The sequence below is a fragment of the Pseudomonas sp. SMSB3 genome (genome assembly GCF_052041965.1).
Classification (GTDB): domain Bacteria; phylum Pseudomonadota; class Gammaproteobacteria; order Pseudomonadales; family Pseudomonadaceae; genus Aquipseudomonas.
In genome coordinates this window covers 105,916-122,704 of the sequence record NZ_JBKGGV010000013.1, presented here as the reverse complement: position 1 = coordinate 122,704, position 16,789 = coordinate 105,916, and the positions used below count along the sequence as shown (strand labels likewise).

Here is a 16,789-nt window from a genome sequence, read left to right as displayed (position 1 = left end):
CGGCAGCGGTACACTCCGCGCCACTGCCCCCTCCGAGCTGGGAGAATCCGATGCGTGTGCTGCTGGTGGAAGACCATCTGCAACTGGCTGAAAGCGTGGCTCAGGCCCTCAAGAGCCATGGCCTGAACGTGGATGTGCTGCATGACGGCGTGGCCGCCGACTTGGCCCTGGCCAGCGAGGACTATGCCGTCGCCGTGCTCGATGTGGGCCTGCCGCGCATGGACGGCTTCGAAGTGCTGGCGCGCTTGCGCGGTCGTGGCAAGACCTTGCCGGTGCTGATGCTCACCGCGCGCAGCGATGTCAAGGACCGCGTCCATGGGCTCAACCTGGGGGCCGACGACTACCTGGCCAAGCCCTTCGAGCTGGCCGAGCTCGAGGCGCGGGTCAAGGCCCTGCTGCGCCGCAGCGTGCTCGGCGGCGAGCGGCAGCAGCGCTGCGGCCCGCTGGTCTACGACCTGGACACCCGGCGTTTCAATCTGGGGGAAGACACCCTGACCCTGACCTCGCGCGAACAGAGCGTACTTGAAGCGCTGATCGCCCGGCCTGGCCGGGTGATGAGCAAGGAGCAGCTGGCGGCCCAGGTGTTCGGCCTGGATGAGGAGGCCAGCGCCGATGCCATCGAGATCTATATTCATCGGCTGCGCAAGAAGCTCGACGGCCAATCGGTGGCCATCGTGACCTTCCGCGGCCTGGGGTATCTGCTCGAGCACCGTGATGCGTGACACCGGCAGCCTGCGCGCGCGGCTGGTCGGCAACCTGGCCCTGTTGCTGGTGGTGCTGATGCTGGCCAGCGGCCTGAGCGCGTACTGGAACGGCCGCGAGGCGGCCGATACCGCCTACGACCGCACCCTGCTGGCCTCGGCGCGAACCATCGCCGCCGGCCTGTCACAGCGCGACGGTACGCTCAGCGCCGACGTACCTTACGTGGCCCTGGATACCTTCGCCTACGACAGCGCCGGGCGCATCTACTACCAGGTGCTGGACATCGAGCAGCGGCTGATTTCCGGCTACGAGCGGCTGCCGCCCCCACCGCCAGGCACGCCGCGCACCGATGATTATCCGGCGCTCGCACGCTTCTACGACGCCACCTACCTGGGCCAGGACGTGCGCGTGGTCAGCCTGCTCAAGGCAGTCAGCGAGCCGAACATGAACGGCATGGCCGAGATTCGTGTGGCCGAAACCGAAGAGGCGCGCGTGCGCATGGCGCGCGGGCTGATGGCCGATACCCTGTTGCGTCTTGGCATGCTGGCGCTTGGCGCGTTGGTGATGGTGTGGTTCGCCGTCAGTGCTGCGCTGCGCCCGCTGGAGCGCCTGCGCACGGCGGTGGAGGAGCGCCAGCCGGACGACCTGCGGCCGCTGCCGGTGGTGCAGGTGCAACGCGAGCTGCGCCCGCTGGTGCATGCCCTCAACCACTTCACCGAACGCTTGCGCGCACAGTTCGAACGCCAAGCGCAATTCATCGCCGAGGCTGCCCACGAACTGCGCACACCCCTGGCCGCCCTGAAAGCTCGGGTCGAACTGGGCCTGCGCTCGACGCAACCTGAACAATGGCGCCAGACCCTGGCATCGGCCGTGCAAGGCACCGATCGCCTGACTCACCTGGCCAACCAGTTGCTGTCGCTTGCACGGGTCGAGAACGGTGCTCGGGCCATCGCCGAAGGCGGCGCCCAGCGTCTGGACCTGAGCCAGCTGGCGCGTGAGCTGGGCATGGCCATGGCGCCCCTGGCGCACAACCGCGGCGTGGCCCTGGCCCTGGAGGCAGATGCACCGGTGTGGCTCAAGGGCGAGCCGACCTTGCTCAACGAGTTGCTGAGCAACCTGGTGGACAACGCACTGGCGCATACGCCGGCCGGTGGCAACGTGATCTTGCGGGTACTGGCGCCGGCGGTGCTGGAGGTCGAAGACGACGGCCCGGGGATTCCCTTCGAGGAACGCGAGAAAGTCTTCGAACGCTTCTACCGGCGCAGTGTGCAGGGCAGCGGCCTGGGCTTGGCGATCGTCGGTGAAATCTGCCGCGCGCACCTGGCGCAGATCAGCCTGCATGATGGCGCGAAAGGCGGTCTGAAAGTCCGCGTGAGTTTCATTGCAGATGGCGCCTGAATCCGCTGCCGGCGCCCAGCGCCAACAGCGCTATCAGCGCAGCATGCTGCGTGCTTCGAGCAGCTCGGCGACATCCAGTTCGGTGCCGTAGGGCAGGCCCAGGTGACGGTAGGCCGGCAGCGCTGCCATAGGCCTGCTGCGCCCGCGCTGGCTCAGGCATCGGGCGATCTGCACCACGTCGATGTAGTCGACTTTGTCGGTACGCCGGTCCAGGTCCTGAACCTGGCTGGGCAGGTTGACCAGTTGCTCGGGAAACTCCCATGCCGAGAGAATCTTGTCACCCAGCACAGGCTGAATCTGTTCGATCACGTAGTGCAGGCAGACGGGGTCGGAGAGCAACTCGTTGTGTTCTTCGGCATAGATCAGCACCGGCAAGGCGCCGATCTGATTGACCAGCCCACCCAGGGTAGCCTGATCGGCCTTGAGTGGCGTGAAGCGTCGACACAGCTCATAACTGATGCCCGCAACTTCCAGGCTGTTGGACCAGATATCGCGCAGTTTCTGTTCGACCGCTGGCGAGCGGGCATGGAAGATCTGTTCGATCACCAGGCCGATGGCCAGGTTGCAGCTGTAGTTGATGCCGAGACGGGTGATCGCCGTGTGCAGGTCGGTGACCTCAACCGCAGCGCGCAGCAGCGGGCTATTGACCACCTTGATCAGCCGCGCCGAAAGCGCGGCATCGCGGCCGATCACCTTGCTCAAGGCCGCCACGCTGATCTCGCTGTCCTCTGCCGCTTCGCGAATGCTGAGGGCCACTTCCGGCAGGGTGGGCAGGACCAGGTCATCCTTTTCGATGGCAGCGAGCAATTGCGCTTGAACCATCTCGGCCAGCTTGTTCATGAACGTCTCTACGGCAAGGGTGGTGCACTGATCAGCGCTGGATCTCGCGGTCGCGGTCCAGCTCGTAGGGCAGGCTCAACAGCGCCAGGCGAGGGCCTTCGAGGCTTGCCAGGTGCAGGTTGTCATCCTCGACCGCCTCGGCGCTGAGCACCGCCAGCAGCTCACAGCCGCGCTCGGCACGCGCGGCGATCACCACCTCGCCGACCGACGAGCCGTGGGTCGGCGAGAAGATCGCCGTGCCTGGCGCGGGCGGTGCTTGCTGGTCGAGCGCCAGGCGATACTGGCGACGTTTGAGCTTGCCCAGGTATTGCATGCGCGCGACGATTTCCTGGCCGGTGTAGCAGCCTTTCTTGAAGCTCACGCCATCGACGGCCTGCAAGTTGATCATCTGCGGAATGAACAGCTCGCGTGTCGGCCCGGTGACCTGGCCGATGCCGGCGCGAATCTGCCCCAGCAGCCAATCGTCGAGGCTGCCTTCAGCCAGCTTGCTCGCCAGTGCCTGGCGAACGCTCTCGGCGCGGTCCACCGGCACCCAGAGTTCGCTGCGACCCGCGCTGACCGCAATCGCGATCAAGCCATCGTGGCGCGCGGTGCTGCCAGCCTCCGCTGCCAGCACCAGGCCCAGCGCGTGCAGCGCAGCGGCCCCGTCGTGCAAGCCGAAGCGGACCCAGGCAGCGCTCTCGTCGGTGAGCGTGGCCTTGGAGAACACGGCGTACTTCTTCAGGTCGGCCAGTTGCGCCTCGAGCAGCTCGCTGGCCATGGCCAGCAGGTAGCCGTTGCCCTCGGGCAGGATACGGAAGCTCGATTGCATGCGGCCCTTGACCATGCAGCGGGCGCCTAGGCTTGCGTGCTCGAGGCTCAGGTAGTTGATATTGCAGGTCAGCTGGCCCTGCAGGAACTTGCCGGCATCGGAGCCGCGGACGGCGAGGACGCCCTCGTGGGACAGGGGGCTGAAGAAAGCGGAATCGGCCATGGGTCATCGCGGTGGCTAAAGACTGGCGGCCATCATAGAACGCCAGTAACAAAATAGGTAGGTGACTAGACCAACGCCCTGTGCCGCTTCGTTCAGCGCGCGGTATACTGCGCGACCATTCGAGGAGGGCCCCATGGTCGAACAAACTGAACTCAACCGGCTGTTCTGGCACAGCCGTCGCGGCATGCTGGAACTGGACGTGCTGCTGGTGCCATTCACCCAGGAGGTCTACCCGACCTTGAGCGAAGCCGACCGCGAACTCTACGTGCGCCTGTTGAGCTGCGAGGATCAGGACATGTTCGGCTGGTTCATGGAACGCACCGAGTCGCAGGACCCGGAGCTGCAGCGCATGGTTCGCATCATCCTGGACCGTGTCCAGCCCAAGTGAATGCTTCCAGTGCCGCTGGCAAGGCTCGCGCCTGTTGCTGGCGGCCTATCTGGCAGGCCTTCTACTGGCCCTGCCGGTCCTCGCGCTGAGTGCGCTGCCCGCCTGGCTCGCCGTCGGCATCGCTGCCGCGCTGGTGGTCCACGCCTGCTGGGCCATTCCTCGACGGATCCTGCTGACTCACCCTGGCGCGGTGACTGGCTTGCGTCGCGACGCACGCGGCTGGCACGTGTTCAGTCAGGCCCACGGCTGGCAGCCGGTACGCTTGTGCACCGACAGCGTGGTGGTGCCGCAGCTGGTGGTGCTGCGGTTCGTCAGGGCAGGGCGCTGGCTGAGTGAAAGCCAGTGCATACCGGCAGACGCCATGCACATCGAGCAGCACCGGCGCCTGCGGGTGCGGCTGCGGTTCGGTCGGCGCCGCTTTGCCAGCACCCCGGCGGCAGCTGGCTGAAACGGCTTGGATTCACTACGGGCTGAGAATGGTGTCCTTGGCCTCGGGCAGCAACTGCGGGTAGTCCAAGGTGTAATGCAGCCCGCGACTTTCCTTGCGCTGCATGGCCGAGCGGATCATCAATTCGGCGACCTGGGCCAGGTTGCGTAACTCGATCAGGTCGCGGCTTACCTTGTAGTTGCTATAGAACTCGTCGATCTCGTCGAGCAACAGGCGCACCCGATGCTCGGCCCGCTGCAGGCGCTTGCTGGTGCGCACGATACCCACATAGTCCCACATGAAGCGCCGCAGTTCGTCCCAATTGTGGGCGATGATCACGTCCTCGTCCGAATCGGTCACCTGGCTTGCGTCCCAGCAGGGCAGGGCTTGGGGCATCGCGACCTGGGCCAGATGGGCCTGGATGTCGGCTGCAGCGGAGCGGCCGTAGACGAAGCACTCGAGCAGCGAATTGCTGGCCATGCGGTTGGCCCCGTGCAGACCGGTGAAGCTGGTCTCGCCGATGGCGTACAGGCCCGGCACGTCGGTGTGACCGCGGTCATCGACCATCACCCCGCCGCACGTGTAGTGGGCGGCCGGTACCACCGGGATGGGCTGGCGGGTAATGTCGATGCCGAAGGCCAGGCAGCGCTCATAGACCGTCGGGAAGTGCGAGGTGATGAATTCAGCCGGCTTGTGGGTGATGTCCAGATAGACGCAGTCCACGCCCAGGCGCTTCATTTCATGGTCGATGGCGCGGGCGACGATATCCCGTGGGGCCAGTTCTTCGCGCGGATCGAAGCGCGGCATGAAGCGCTCGCCGTTGGGCAGGCGCAGCAGTGCGCCCTCGCCGCGCAAGGCCTCGGTGATGAGGAAACTCTTGGCCTGGGGATGATACAGGCAGGTCGGGTGGAACTGGTTGAACTCCAGGTTGGCCACCCGGCAGCCTGCGCGCCAGGCCATGGCGATGCCGTCGCCACAGGCGCCGTCTGGGTTGCTGGTGTAGAGATAGACCTTGGCCGCGCCGCCGGTGGCCAGCACCGTGAAGCGCGCGCCGAAGGTATCGACCTCGCCACTGCTGCGGTCCAGGACGTAGGCGCCGAGGCAGCGCTCACCGGACAGGCCCAGGCGCCGCTCGGTAATCAGGTCGACCGCCACGCGCTGCTCCAGCAGCTCGATGTTGGGCCGCTTGCGCGCTTGTTCGAGCAACGTGGTGAAAATCGCCGCGCCGGTGGCGTCGGCGGCGTGAATGATGCGCCGGTGACTGTGCCCGCCTTCGCGGGTCAGGTGAAACTCGAAGCCGCCGTCATCGACGCCGTGGTGTTCGTCACGGGTGAAGGGTACGCCCTGCTCGATCAGCCATTCGATGGCTTCACGGCTATGTTCGACGGTGAAGCGCACCGCCGCTTCGTCGCACAGGCCGCCGCCGGCATTGAGCGTGTCCTCGACGTGCGACTGCACCGTGTCGGTATCGTCCAGCACGGCAGCGACGCCGCCCTGGGCCCAGAAGGTCGAGCCATTGGCCAGATCGCCTTTGCTCAGTACGGCGATGCGCAGGTGGCCGGGGAGGTTCAGTGCCAGGCTGAGACCGGCTGCGCCGCTGCCGATCACCAGGACATCGTGTTGGAATTGTTGGCTCATGTCGGGACACTAGTAATCTTTGGAAAGGGCACGGCACAATAGTCACGCGCAGATGGCAATGTGAAACTATCGTGAAGGCTGGCCGGGCTGCCTTTATAGCAGCCTGCAGTGGCCCATTTCCATGCCACTGGGAGCGCTGAGTCAATCTTTGTGGGAACTTTCCGACACGGCGGGAAATCCTATGAAGGCTGCCCGCACGCCACACTATTGCCGCGGCGACGCAGGGCGGCAGCTCTATCTGGGCTGACACCTGCGTATTCGAAACCTGATTATCGACGTAGCGAGCCGTGACCGCGCCGCGTCTTTCGTGCGAGCCGACCAAGGGCCGCAGGAAACTTGCTTGGAGGGGAGAACTTTTGCGCAAAGCCCGAGTCTATGGTTGCAAGCCTGAACGATGGCTGCAACGCTCCTTCGAGTTCACCGAGGAGTGTTCATGCTAACCCAGGAAGAGGATCAGCAGCTGGTCGAGCGCGTGCAGCGCGGCGACAGGCGAGCTTTCGATCTGTTGGTGCTGAAGTATCAGCACAAGATTCTCGGGTTGATCGTGAGGTTCGTTCACGACACCCACGAGGCCCAGGATGTGGCGCAGGAAGCCTTTATCAAGGCCTACCGAGCGCTTGGCAATTTCCGCGGAGACAGCGCGTTTTATACCTGGCTGTACCGCATCGCCATCAACACGGCGAAGAACTATCTGGTATCCCGTGGAAGACGGCCACCAGACAGCGATGTGAGCTCCGAGGATGCGGAGTTTTACGACGGCGATCATGGTCTCAAGGATCTCGAGTCCCCAGAGCGCTCGTTGTTGCGGGATGAAATCGAAGGCACTGTCCATCGCACCATCCAGCAGCTACCCGAAGACCTGCGCACGGCGTTGACCCTGCGTGAATTCGACGGGCTGAGTTACGAAGACATTGCCAGTGTCATGCAATGTCCGGTGGGTACCGTGCGCTCTCGAATCTTCCGCGCTCGGGAGGCCATAGATAAAGCCCTGCAGCCCCTGCTGCAGGAAACCTGAGACAGCGGCTACAGCCAAGAGAGGAACCGCCATGAGTCGTGAAGCTTTGCAGGAATCGCTGTCCGCGGTAATGGATAACGAAGCGGACCAACTGGAATTGCGTCGGGTGTTGAACGCCGTCGACGACTCCGAAACCCGTGCCACCTGGTCGCGTTACCAGGTAGCCCGCGCAGCGATGCACAAGGAATTGTTGCTGCCCCAGCTGGACATCGCCTCGGCGGTATCCGCGGCGCTGGCTGACGAAGCCGTACCTGCCAAGGCCAAGCAAGGCCCATGGCGCACCCTCGGTCGCCTGGCGGTTGCCGCTTCGGTCACCGTGGCCGTGCTGGCCGGTGTGCGCATGTACAACCAGGACGAGATCACCGGTGCCGAGCTCGCTGCCCAGCAACCGGTACAGCAAGGCCTGAGCATGCCTCAGACCCAGGGCCCTGCGGTCTTGGCTGGCTACAGCGAAAGCAGCGATCAGGCCACTGGCCCGATGGCCAATGGTGTCCTGCAGAACCAGGCTGGCTGGGATCAGCGTCTGCCAGGCTACCTGCGCCAGCATGCCCAGGAATCGGCCCTCAAGGGCACTGAAACTGCACTGCCGTACGCTCGCGCTGCCAGCCTGGAAAACCGCTAAGTAAGGAGGCTCATGCGCGCGCTACCTCTCCTGTCGCTGCTGATAGGCAGCTGCATGACGGTGCCAGCGTTGGCGGCCAACTCATCGCCTGAGGCGAATGAGTGGCTGAACAAGCTGGCACAGGCCGAGCAAAAACAGAGTTACCAAGGCTCCTTCGTCTACGAACGTAACGGCAGCTTTTCTTCCCACGATATCTGGCACCGCGTCCAGGGTGGCAAGGTCAGCGAGCGGCTTTTGCAGCTCGATGACACCGCCCAGGAGATCGTGCGCATCAACGGCAAGGTGCAGTGTGTAAGTGGCGGCTTGGCCAGCAGCGCAAGCACGTTCGCCACTGCGCCTGAGGCTGCGCAGCGTTCACTCGATCCGCTGAAACTGATGAGCTGGTACGACTTGAGCGTGGCCGGCAAGTCGCGGATCGCTGGGCGCGATGCGGTCATCCTTACCTTGACGCCGCGCGACCAGCATCGCTACGGCTTCGAGCTGCACCTGGATCGCCGTACCGGCTTGCCGTTGCGCTCCTTGATGCTCAATGACAAAGGGCAGTTGCTCGAGCGCTTCCAGATGACCCGGCTGGACACCGACCACGTGCCCAGCGATCAGGATCTGCAGGCCAGTGCTACCTGCCAGGCGGTCGAACCCGGTGCCACTGCCTCCAAAGAGACCGTTGCCGGTTGGCGTTCCGATTGGTTGCCGCCGGGCTTCGAGCTGGTGACCAGCAGTGTGCGGCGCGACGCGCAGCGCGATAGCAGCATCAGCAGCTTGATGTATGACGACGGTCTGGCGCGTTTTTCGGTGTTCCTGGAGCCGATCAAGGACGAGGGCGGTGCTGACGTGCGCACTCAACTAGGCCCGACCTCGGCTGTGTCGCGGCGTTTGAACACGCCCAAGGGCAAGGTCATGGTCACTGTGGTCGGCGAGATTCCGCTGGGCACGGCAGAACGGGTCGCGCTGTCGATGCGCCCGCAGGATGCCCAGGCGCGCCAGTGATGGCGCGTTTTTTCCGGGCTTGAGCAGGCTGCGGTCAGGCGGACGGACATGCGTCTGAAATGAAATTAAAGCATTGTCATTTGCATTCTTCCGGCAAATTTTCTATAGGTCAGGCTTCTGGGAGCCTGGCCTTTCCTGCGTTTTGCGGGGCCATTTCTAACTACCGCTCGTTGTGACGGGAGCCGTATGTCAATACCACGCTTGAAATCCTACCTATCGATGTTCGCCGCCGTGCTCATGCTTGGCCAGGTGCTCACGGCCCAGGCCGAGGAAGCCCTGCCGGACTTCACCACGCTGGTCGAGCAGGCTTCGCCTGCGGTGGTCAACATCAGCACCAAGCAGAAGCTGCCGGAGCGCCGCATCGCTGCCGGGCAGATGCCTGACCTCGAAGGCCTGCCGCCGATGTTCCGCGAGTTCTTCGAACGCAACCTGCCGCAACAGCCACGCTCGCCACGCGGGGATCGCCAGCGCGAGGCGATGTCGCTGGGCTCGGGCTTCATCATCTCCAGCGATGGCTACGTGCTGACCAACAACCACGTTGTGGCCGATGCTGATGAAATCATCGTTCGCCTGTCCGACCGCAGCGAGCTGCAAGCCAAGCTGATCGGCACCGATCCGCGTACCGACGTCGCCTTGCTCAAGGTCGACGGCAAGAACCTGCCAACCGTCAAGCTCGGCGACTCGGAAAAGCTCAAGGTCGGCGAATGGGTGCTGGCCATCGGTTCGCCGTTCGGCTTCGACCACTCGGTGACCAAGGGTATCGTCAGTGCCAAGGGGCGCACCCTGCCTAACGATACCTATGTGCCGTTCATCCAGACCGACGTGGCGATCAACCCGGGTAACTCCGGTGGCCCGCTGTTCAACATGCAGGGTGAAGTGGTAGGCATCAACTCGCAGATCTTCACCCGCTCCGGCGGTTTCATGGGGCTGTCGTTCGCGATTCCCATCGACGTCGCGCTGGACGTCTCCAATCAGCTGAAGAAAGATGGCAAGGTCAGCCGCGGTTGGCTGGGTGTGGTGATTCAGGAGGTCAACAAGGACCTGGCTGAGTCGTTCGGCCTGGACAAGCCGGCGGGTGCCCTGGTCGCGCAGGTGCTGGAAAACGGCCCGGCAGCCAAAGGCGGGCTGCAGGTGGGCGATGTGATCCTGAGCATGAATGGCCAGCCCATCGTCATGTCGGCCGACCTGCCGCACCTGGTCGGCAGCCTGAAGGACGGTCAGAAGGCCAAGCTCGAGATCATTCGCAACGGCAAACGCCAGACCCTCGACGTGGCCGTTGGTCCGATGCCTGACGACGATGCCGACATCGCCAGCGGCACCGGCCCTGAAGGCAGCGCCGAGCGCAACAGCAACCGCCTGGGGGTAGCCGTTTCGGACCTGACCGCCGAGCAGAAGAAAACCCTCGAACTCAAGGGCGGCGTGTTGATCAAGGAAGTGCAGGATGGCCCGGCGGCGATGATCGGCCTGCGTCCAGGTGACGTCATCAGCCACCTCAACAACCAGGCGGTGGTTTCGGCCAAGCAGTTCACCGAAATCGCCAAGGACCTGCCGAAGAACCGCTCGGTGTCGATGCGGGTACTGCGTCAGGGCCGTGCCAGCTTCATCACCTTCAAGCTCGCCGAATAACCGCGCGATCGCATGAAAAGGGCAGCTTCGGCTGCCCTTTTTGCTGGGTGCGGCAGTTCTTCAGCACCGCCGTGGCTGCTGGGAAACATTAAGTCCGATAGAGGAATCTCCCATATCCGGGCAGCATCAGGTACAATTCCCGGCTATTTTTCGGCGGGCGTCCCGGCTCGCAGCCTTTTCGAGTGTTGACCCGTGAGTGATTTGAGTCATATCCGCAATTTCTCCATCATCGCCCACATCGACCATGGCAAGTCGACGCTGGCCGACCGTTTCATCCAGATGTGCGGTGGCCTCACAGCGCGCGAAATGGAAGCCCAGGTACTGGACTCCATGGACCTGGAGCGCGAACGCGGTATCACCATCAAGGCCCACAGCGTCACGCTCAACTACAAGGCGCAGGACGGCAAGGTCTACCAGCTGAACTTCATCGACACCCCTGGCCACGTCGACTTCACCTATGAAGTCTCGCGTTCGCTGGCGGCCTGCGAAGGCGCCTTGCTGGTGGTCGATGCTGGCCAGGGCGTCGAAGCCCAGTCCGTGGCCAACTGCTATACCGCCATCGAGCAGGGCCTGGAAGTGATGCCGGTGCTCAACAAGATGGACCTGCCCCAGGCCGACCCGGACCGCGTCAAGGACGAGATCGAGAAGATCATCGGCATCGACGCGACCGACGCTGTGGCGTGCAGTGCCAAGAGCGGCATGGGCGTCGACGAGGTCCTCGAGCGCCTGGTGCACAGCATTCCTGCGCCCCAGGGCGATATCGACGCGCCGCTGCAGGCGCTGATCATCGACTCCTGGTTCGACAACTACCTGGGGGTTGTGTCGCTGGTGCGCGTGCGCCACGGTCGCGTCAAGAAGGGCGACAAGATCCTGGTCAAGTCCACCGGCAAGCTGCACCTGGTCGACAGCGTAGGCGTGTTCACTCCCAAGCACACTCAGACCGCCGATCTCAAGGCCGGTGAAGTGGGCTTCATCATTGCCAGCATCAAGGACATTCACGGCGCACCGGTGGGTGACACCCTGACCCTGTCGACGACCCCTGAGGTCGAGGTGCTGCCTGGCTTCAAGAAAATCCAGCCGCAGGTCTACGCGGGCCTGTTCCCGGTCAGCTCCGATGATTTCGAAGACTTCCGCGACGCCTTGCAAAAGCTGACCCTCAACGATTCGTCGCTGCAATACATGCCAGAAAGCTCCGATGCACTGGGCTTCGGCTTCCGCTGCGGCTTCCTCGGCATGTTGCACATGGAGATCATCCAGGAGCGCCTGGAGCGCGAGTACGACCTGGACCTGATCACCACCGCGCCAAGCGTGATTTACGAGCTTGAGCTCAAGACCGGTGAAACCATCGTGGTCGACAACCCGTCGAAGCTTCCGGATGTGTCGGCGGTAGCCGATTTCCGCGAACCGATCGTGACGGCGACCATCCTTGTGCCTCAAGAGCACCTGGGCAACGTCATCACCCTGTGCATCGAGAAACGTGGCGTGCAGCGTGACATGCAGTTCCTCGGCAGCCAGGTGCAGGTGCGCTATGACATGCCGATGAACGAAGTGGTGCTGGACTTCTTCGACCGTCTGAAGTCCACCAGTCGTGGCTATGCTTCGCTGGACTACCATTTCGATCGTTACCAGTCGGCCAACCTGGTCAAGCTGGACGTGTTGATCAACGGCGACAAGGTCGATGCCCTGGCATTGATCGTGCACCGCGACAACGCGGCCTACAAAGGCCGTGCGTTGACCGAGAAGATGAAGGAGCTGATCCCTCGGCAGATGTTCGATGTGGCGATCCAGGCAGCCATCGGTGGCCAGATCATCGCGCGGACAACCGTCAAGGCGCTCAGAAAGAACGTACTGGCCAAGTGCTACGGCGGTGACGTCAGCCGTAAGAAGAAGCTGCTGGAGAAGCAGAAGGCCGGTAAGAAACGCATGAAACAGGTCGGTAACGTGGAAATTCCACAGGAAGCCTTCCTCGCCGTGCTCAGGTTGGATAGCTAGGTCCTATGTCGCTAAATTTCCCGCTGTTGCTAGTCATCGCCGTTTTCGTCTGCGGTCTGCTGGGCTTGATCGACCTGTTGTTCCTGGCTCCGCGCCGGCGGGCAGCAGTCGCCACTTATCAGGGCAGCGTCACTCAGCCAGAAATGGCTGTGGTCGAGCGCCTGAACAAGGAGCCGCTGCTGGTCGAATATGGCAAGTCGTTCTTCCCGGTGTTGTTCATCGTGCTGGTGCTGCGCTCGTTTCTGGTCGAGCCGTTCCAGATCCCGTCGGGGTCGATGAAACCAACCCTGGAAGTCGGCGATTTCATTCTGGTCAATAAGTTCTCCTATGGCATTCGCCTGCCGGTGATCGACAAGAAAGTGATCGAAGTCGGTGACCCGCAGCGCGGCGATGTGATGGTGTTCCGCTACCCCAGCGACCCGAACGTCAATTACATCAAGCGCGTCGTCGGCCTGCCGGGCGACACGATCAGCTACACCAGCGACAAGCGGCTGTTCGTCAACGGTCAGCCGATTGCCGAGCAGTTGGTCGGTACCGAGCCGGGCACCCTGGGCAGCGCTGAGCTGTACAAGGAAAAACTCGGCGCTGCCGAGCACTTGATTCGCAAGGAAATGACCCGCTATCGCATGCCGCCGGACCAGCAATGGACCGTCCCGGCAGGCCATTACTTCATGATGGGCGACAACCGCGACAACTCCAACGACAGCCGCTACTGGGACGATCCGAATATCCCCAAGGCGCTGCACGGCATGGTCCCGGACCGCAACATCGTCGGCAAGGCCTTTGCGGTGTGGATGAGCTGGCCAGAGCCCAAGCTCAGTCACCTGCCCAACCTGTCGCGGGTCGGCCTGATCCATTGATACCCATCGGCGCTGTCCTGAAGACAGCGCCGAATGCATTTCTGACATAGGCTGTGTTTTCAAGGAACGAGAGATTCGCCGCTCGGCGCGACGAACCACAGCCCAACAGTCTTTCAGGATGTTGATTTGAACAACGCGTTTAACAACCCACGGGTGGCTGCATGAGTGCTTCCCTTGCCCGTCTCGAGCGCAAGCTCGGCTACACCTTCAAGAACCAGGAGCAAATGCTGCTGGCCCTGACTCACCGCAGCTATGCCGGACGCAATAACGAGCGCCTGGAGTTTCTCGGTGATGCCATTCTCAATTTCGTCGCTGGCGAAGCGCTGTTCGAGCGCTTCCCCCAGGCCCGCGAAGGGCAGCTGTCGCGCCTGCGCGCGCGCCTGGTCAAAGGCGAGACGCTGGCCCGCCTGGCGCGGGGCTTCGACCTGGGCGACTACCTGCGCCTGGGCTCCGGCGAGCTCAAGAGCGGCGGCTTTCGCCGCGAGTCGATCCTGGCCGATGCGCTGGAAGCGCTGATCGGCGCGATCTACCTCGATGCCGACATGCAGACCGCGCGCGAGCGCGTGCTGGCCTGGCTCACCGATGAGTTCGAAGGCCTGACCCTGGTCGACACCAACAAAGACCCCAAGACCCGCCTGCAGGAATTTCTGCAATCGCGCAGCTGCGAGCTGCCGCGCTACGAGGTGGTCGACATCCAGGGCGAACCGCACTGCCGCACGTTCTTCGTCGAATGCGAAGTGGTACTGCTGAACAACAAAAGCCGTGGGCAGGGCGTAAGCCGGCGTATCGCCGAACAAGTCGCCGCCGCCGCGGCATTGATCGCCCTGGGCGTGGAGAATGGCAATGACTGACAACAATCCGACCCGCTGCGGTTACGTGGCCATCGTCGGCCGCCCCAACGTGGGCAAGTCGACCTTGCTCAACCACATCCTCGGGCAGAAGCTGGCGATCACTTCGCGCAAGCCGCAGACCACACGCCACAACATGCTCGGGATCAAGACCGAGGGTGACGTGCAAGCGATCTACGTCGACACGCCGGGTATGCACAAGGCCAACGACAAAGCGCTGAACCGCTACATGAATCGTAACGCCTCGGCCGCCTTGAAGGATGTCGATGTGGTGATCTTCGTGGTCGATCGCACCAAGTGGACCGACGAAGACCAACTGGTGCTCGAACGCGTGCAGTACGTCACCGGTCCGTTGATCATCGCCGTCAACAAGACCGACCGCATGGAAGAGAAGGCCGAGCTGATTCCGCACCTGCAATGGCTGCAGGAACAGCTGCCAAACGCCGAAGTGATGCCGATCTCCGCGCAACAGGGTCACAACCTGGAAGCCCTGGAAGCACAGATCGCCAAGCACCTGCCGCAGAACGAGCACTTCTTCCCGGAAGATCAGATCACCGACCGCAGCAGCCGCTTCCTGGCCGCTGAGTTGGTGCGCGAGAAGATCATGCGCCAGCTCGGAGCCGAGCTGCCGTACCAGATCACCGTGGAAATCGAAGAGTTCAAGCAGCAGGGCCATGTGCTGCACATTCACGCGCTGATCCTGGTCGAGCGTGACGGCCAGAAGAAGATCATCATTGGCGACAAGGGCGAGCGCATCAAGCGCATCGGCTCCGAAGCGCGCAAGGACATGGAAGTGTTGTTCGACTCCAAGGTCATGCTCAACCTCTGGGTCAAGGTCAAGGGCGGCTGGTCCGACGATGAACGTGCCTTGCGCTCGCTGGGCTACGGCGACCTGTAATCCCGGCACCGCCAGCCCCCGGTAGGCGCGGCCAGTGCAACCCCGGGGCGAGTGATCTTTTCATGGAACAACCTGTCAGCCAGCCAGCCTACGTCCTGCACAGCCGGGCCTACAAGGAAACCAGCGCCCTGGTGGACTTCTTCACCCCACAGGGGCGCGTGCGCGCAGTGTTGCGCCGTGCGCGCGGCAAGGGCGGCAGCCTGGTGCGACCGTTCGTGCCGCTTGAGGTCGAGTTGCATGGCAAGGGCGAGCTGAAGAACGTCAGGCGTCTGGACACGGTCGGCATTGCCGCCTGGCTCATTGGCGATGCGTTGTTCAGCGGGCTGTACCTCAACGAGCTGCTGATGCGCCTGCTGCCTGGGGAAGCCCCGCAGCCCGAGTTGTTCGAGCACTACGCCCTGACCTTGCAGGCCCTGGCGGCTGGCAGGCCGCTGGAGCCGCTGCTGCGCGCATTCGAGTGGCGACTGCTGCAGGACCTTGGCTACACCTTCTCCTTGACCCTGGACGTCAACGACGAGCCGATCGCCGCCGATGGCTTGTACCGGCTGCAGGTCGATGCCGGGCTCGAGCGCGTGCACTTGCTGCAGCCGGGCCTGTTCAACGGTACCGAGTTGCTGGCATTGGCCGAGGCGAACTGGGAGGCGCCGGGCACCTTGCTGGCGGCCAAGCGCCTGATGCGCCAAGCACTGGCTGTGCACCTGGGGCCGCGACCGCTGGTCAGCCGGGAACTGTTTCGCAAGCGCTGAGCACGTCGTATGCTGTGTGGCTCAATCTTCAGGAGAGCCCTTCGTGACTCACAGCAACCGCATGCTCCTAGGCGTCAACATCGACCACGTGGCAACCCTGCGTCAGGCCCGCGGCACCCGCTACCCGGACCCGGTCAAGGCTGCGCTGGATGCCGAGGAAGCAGGCGCCGACGGTATCACCGTGCACCTGCGCGAAGACCGGCGGCATATTCAGGAGCGTGACGTGCTGCTGCTCAAGGACGTGCTGCAGACCCGCATGAACTTCGAGATGGGCGTCACCGAAGAGATGATGGCCTTCGCCGAGAAGATTCGCCCGGCGCACATTTGCCTGGTCCCGGAAACCCGTCAGGAGCTGACCACCGAGGGCGGCCTGGATGTGGCGGGGCAGGAGGCACGTATCAAGGCGGCAGTCGAGCGCTTGGCGCGCACCGGTGCCGAAGTGTCGCTGTTCATCGATGCCGACCAGCGCCAGATCGAAGCGGCGCAGCGCGTCGGTGCGCCGGCCATCGAGCTGCACACCGGGCGTTATGCCGATGCCCAGACACCGACCGAGCTCGCCGAAGAGCTGCAACGCATCAAGGAAGGCGTGGCATGTGGCATCGGCCAGGGGCTGATCGTCAATGCCGGCCATGGCCTGCATTATCACAACGTCGAGGCAGTGGCCGCGATCAAGGGTATCAACGAACTGAACATCGGCCATGCGCTGGTCGCGCATGCGCTGTTCGTCGGCTTCAAGGCGGCGGTAGCGGAGATGAAGGCGCTGATCGTCGCTGCAGCGCGCTGATTGCACTGCGAACTGGCCCGCGCCGGAAGCGGGTGCGGGCCAGTT

The 16,789-nt window shown here is 63.4% G+C and carries 17 protein-coding genes; 14 read left to right on the top strand and 3 right to left on the bottom strand.

The features are described 5' to 3' along the window. The first annotated feature begins 50 nt into the window (after window positions 1–50). Window positions 51–722, top strand: a complete 672-nt coding sequence (locus ACLEJW_RS19570) for a response regulator (RefSeq protein ID WP_145187966.1) — start codon at window positions 51–53, stop codon at window positions 720–722. Beyond that, a complete protein-coding gene (locus ACLEJW_RS19565) occupies window positions 715–2,100 on the top strand; it encodes a sensor histidine kinase (RefSeq protein ID WP_313456910.1) in 1,386 nt (461 codons plus the stop codon). The genes ACLEJW_RS19570 and ACLEJW_RS19565 overlap by 8 nt, the downstream gene beginning before the upstream one ends. Window positions 2,101–2,133: 33 nt before the next feature. Here ACLEJW_RS19565 and ACLEJW_RS19560 read toward each other — a convergent pair whose 3' ends face one another. Together ACLEJW_RS19560 and ygfZ are read right to left on the bottom strand one after the other, a co-directional pair. Then, complete coding sequence (locus tag ACLEJW_RS19560; protein WP_313456908.1) at window positions 2,134–2,940, bottom strand: HDOD domain-containing protein; 807 nt, start codon at window positions 2,938–2,940, stop codon at window positions 2,134–2,136. A 31-nt stretch (window positions 2,941–2,971) separates the two neighbouring features. Next, window positions 2,972–3,913, bottom strand: coding sequence for a CAF17-like 4Fe-4S cluster assembly/insertion protein YgfZ (gene ygfZ / locus ACLEJW_RS19555; protein ID WP_440778072.1), 942 nt, complete (start codon window positions 3,911–3,913; stop codon window positions 2,972–2,974). Between the two features lie 133 nt (window positions 3,914–4,046). On the opposite strand from ygfZ, the gene ACLEJW_RS19550 reads away from it, so the two are divergent. Both ACLEJW_RS19550 and ACLEJW_RS19545 read left to right on the top strand, forming a co-directional pair. Next, the gene (locus tag ACLEJW_RS19550) at window positions 4,047–4,301 is read left to right on the top strand and encodes an FAD assembly factor SdhE (RefSeq protein WP_145187955.1); all 255 of its coding nucleotides are present in this window, start codon (window positions 4,047–4,049) and stop codon (window positions 4,299–4,301) included. Then, on the top strand, window positions 4,285–4,749 hold the full coding sequence (locus tag ACLEJW_RS19545; RefSeq protein WP_145187952.1) for a protein YgfX: 465 nt from the start codon (window positions 4,285–4,287) through the stop codon (window positions 4,747–4,749). Before ACLEJW_RS19550 ends, ACLEJW_RS19545 begins: the two co-directional genes overlap by 17 nt. A 15-nt stretch (window positions 4,750–4,764) precedes the next feature. Here ACLEJW_RS19545 and nadB read toward each other — a convergent pair whose 3' ends face one another. Then, complete coding sequence (gene nadB, locus ACLEJW_RS19540) at window positions 4,765–6,366, bottom strand: L-aspartate oxidase (RefSeq protein ID WP_313294965.1); 1,602 nt, start codon at window positions 6,364–6,366, stop codon at window positions 4,765–4,767. A 433-nt stretch (window positions 6,367–6,799) separates the two neighbouring features. On the opposite strand from nadB, the gene rpoE reads away from it, so the two are divergent. The 10 genes from rpoE to pdxJ all read left to right on the top strand — a co-directional run bounded on the left by rpoE (window position 6,800) and on the right by pdxJ (window position 16,744). Further along, window positions 6,800–7,381 (top strand): RNA polymerase sigma factor RpoE, encoded by a 582-nt coding sequence (gene rpoE, locus ACLEJW_RS19535; protein WP_003252049.1) that lies wholly within the window; start codon window positions 6,800–6,802, stop codon window positions 7,379–7,381. Between the two features lie 31 nt (window positions 7,382–7,412). Further along, window positions 7,413–8,003 (top strand): sigma-E factor negative regulatory protein, encoded by a 591-nt coding sequence (locus ACLEJW_RS19530; RefSeq protein WP_145187946.1) that lies wholly within the window; start codon window positions 7,413–7,415, stop codon window positions 8,001–8,003. A gap of 12 nt (window positions 8,004–8,015) precedes the next feature. Continuing rightward, window positions 8,016–8,990: a MucB/RseB C-terminal domain-containing protein gene (locus tag ACLEJW_RS19525; RefSeq protein ID WP_313294964.1), complete on the top strand. Its 975-nt coding sequence runs from the start codon at window positions 8,016–8,018 to the stop codon at window positions 8,988–8,990. Window positions 8,991–9,209: 219 nt separating this feature from the next. After that, window positions 9,210–10,616 carry a DegQ family serine endoprotease gene (locus ACLEJW_RS19520; protein ID WP_371921264.1) on the top strand — a complete coding sequence of 469 codons (1,407 nt, stop codon included), beginning with the start codon at window positions 9,210–9,212 and terminating at the stop codon, window positions 10,614–10,616. Window positions 10,617–10,808: 192 nt separating this feature from the next. Beyond that, on the top strand, window positions 10,809–12,608 hold the full coding sequence (gene lepA / locus ACLEJW_RS19515) for a translation elongation factor 4 (protein ID WP_313294962.1): 1,800 nt from the start codon (window positions 10,809–10,811) through the stop codon (window positions 12,606–12,608). Window positions 12,609–12,613: 5 nt separating this feature from the next. Continuing rightward, the gene (lepB, locus tag ACLEJW_RS19510) at window positions 12,614–13,468 is read left to right on the top strand and encodes a signal peptidase I (RefSeq protein ID WP_145187934.1); all 855 of its coding nucleotides are present in this window, start codon (window positions 12,614–12,616) and stop codon (window positions 13,466–13,468) included. Between the two features lie 161 nt (window positions 13,469–13,629). Beyond that, complete coding sequence (gene rnc, locus ACLEJW_RS19505; RefSeq protein WP_027917873.1) at window positions 13,630–14,319, top strand: ribonuclease III; 690 nt, start codon at window positions 13,630–13,632, stop codon at window positions 14,317–14,319. After that, window positions 14,312–15,214: a GTPase Era gene (gene era, locus ACLEJW_RS19500; protein WP_313456892.1), complete on the top strand. Its 903-nt coding sequence runs from the start codon at window positions 14,312–14,314 to the stop codon at window positions 15,212–15,214. The genes rnc and era overlap by 8 nt, the downstream gene beginning before the upstream one ends. 62 nt (window positions 15,215–15,276) lie before the next feature. Further along, window positions 15,277–15,960 carry a DNA repair protein RecO gene (gene recO / locus ACLEJW_RS19495; RefSeq protein WP_440778071.1) on the top strand — a complete coding sequence of 228 codons (684 nt, stop codon included), beginning with the start codon at window positions 15,277–15,279 and terminating at the stop codon, window positions 15,958–15,960. A gap of 61 nt (window positions 15,961–16,021) precedes the next feature. After that, window positions 16,022–16,744 carry a pyridoxine 5'-phosphate synthase gene (gene pdxJ, locus ACLEJW_RS19490; protein ID WP_371921263.1) on the top strand — a complete coding sequence of 241 codons (723 nt, stop codon included), beginning with the start codon at window positions 16,022–16,024 and terminating at the stop codon, window positions 16,742–16,744. Window positions 16,745–16,789 lie beyond the last annotated feature (45 nt).

Bases quoted from the DNA above. Each gene is read 5' to 3' on its own strand.
- ACLEJW_RS19570 (WP_145187966.1), top strand. From the start codon at position 51: ATGCGTGTGCTGCTGGTGGAAGACCATCTGCAACTGGCTGAAAGCGTG.
- ACLEJW_RS19565 (WP_313456910.1), top strand. From the start codon at position 715: ATGCGTGACACCGGCAGCCTGCGCGCGCGGCTGGTCGGCAACCTGGCC.
- ACLEJW_RS19560 (WP_313456908.1), bottom strand. From the start codon at position 2,940: ATGAACAAGCTGGCCGAGATGGTTCAAGCGCAATTGCTCGCTGCCATC.
- ygfZ (WP_440778072.1), bottom strand. From the start codon at position 3,913: ATGGCCGATTCCGCTTTCTTCAGCCCCCTGTCCCACGAGGGCGTCCTC.
- ACLEJW_RS19550 (WP_145187955.1), top strand. From the start codon at position 4,047: ATGGTCGAACAAACTGAACTCAACCGGCTGTTCTGGCACAGCCGTCGC.
- nadB (WP_313294965.1), bottom strand. From the start codon at position 6,366: ATGAGCCAACAATTCCAACACGATGTCCTGGTGATCGGCAGCGGCGCA.
- rpoE (WP_003252049.1), top strand. From the start codon at position 6,800: ATGCTAACCCAGGAAGAGGATCAGCAGCTGGTCGAGCGCGTGCAGCGC.
- ACLEJW_RS19530 (WP_145187946.1), top strand. From the start codon at position 7,413: ATGAGTCGTGAAGCTTTGCAGGAATCGCTGTCCGCGGTAATGGATAAC.
- ACLEJW_RS19525 (WP_313294964.1), top strand. From the start codon at position 8,016: ATGCGCGCGCTACCTCTCCTGTCGCTGCTGATAGGCAGCTGCATGACG.
- ACLEJW_RS19520 (WP_371921264.1), top strand. From the start codon at position 9,210: ATGTTCGCCGCCGTGCTCATGCTTGGCCAGGTGCTCACGGCCCAGGCC.
- lepB (WP_145187934.1), top strand. From the start codon at position 12,614: ATGTCGCTAAATTTCCCGCTGTTGCTAGTCATCGCCGTTTTCGTCTGC.
- rnc (WP_027917873.1), top strand. From the start codon at position 13,630: ATGAGTGCTTCCCTTGCCCGTCTCGAGCGCAAGCTCGGCTACACCTTC.
- era (WP_313456892.1), top strand. From the start codon at position 14,312: ATGACTGACAACAATCCGACCCGCTGCGGTTACGTGGCCATCGTCGGC.
- recO (WP_440778071.1), top strand. From the start codon at position 15,277: ATGGAACAACCTGTCAGCCAGCCAGCCTACGTCCTGCACAGCCGGGCC.
- pdxJ (WP_371921263.1), top strand. From the start codon at position 16,022: ATGCTCCTAGGCGTCAACATCGACCACGTGGCAACCCTGCGTCAGGCC.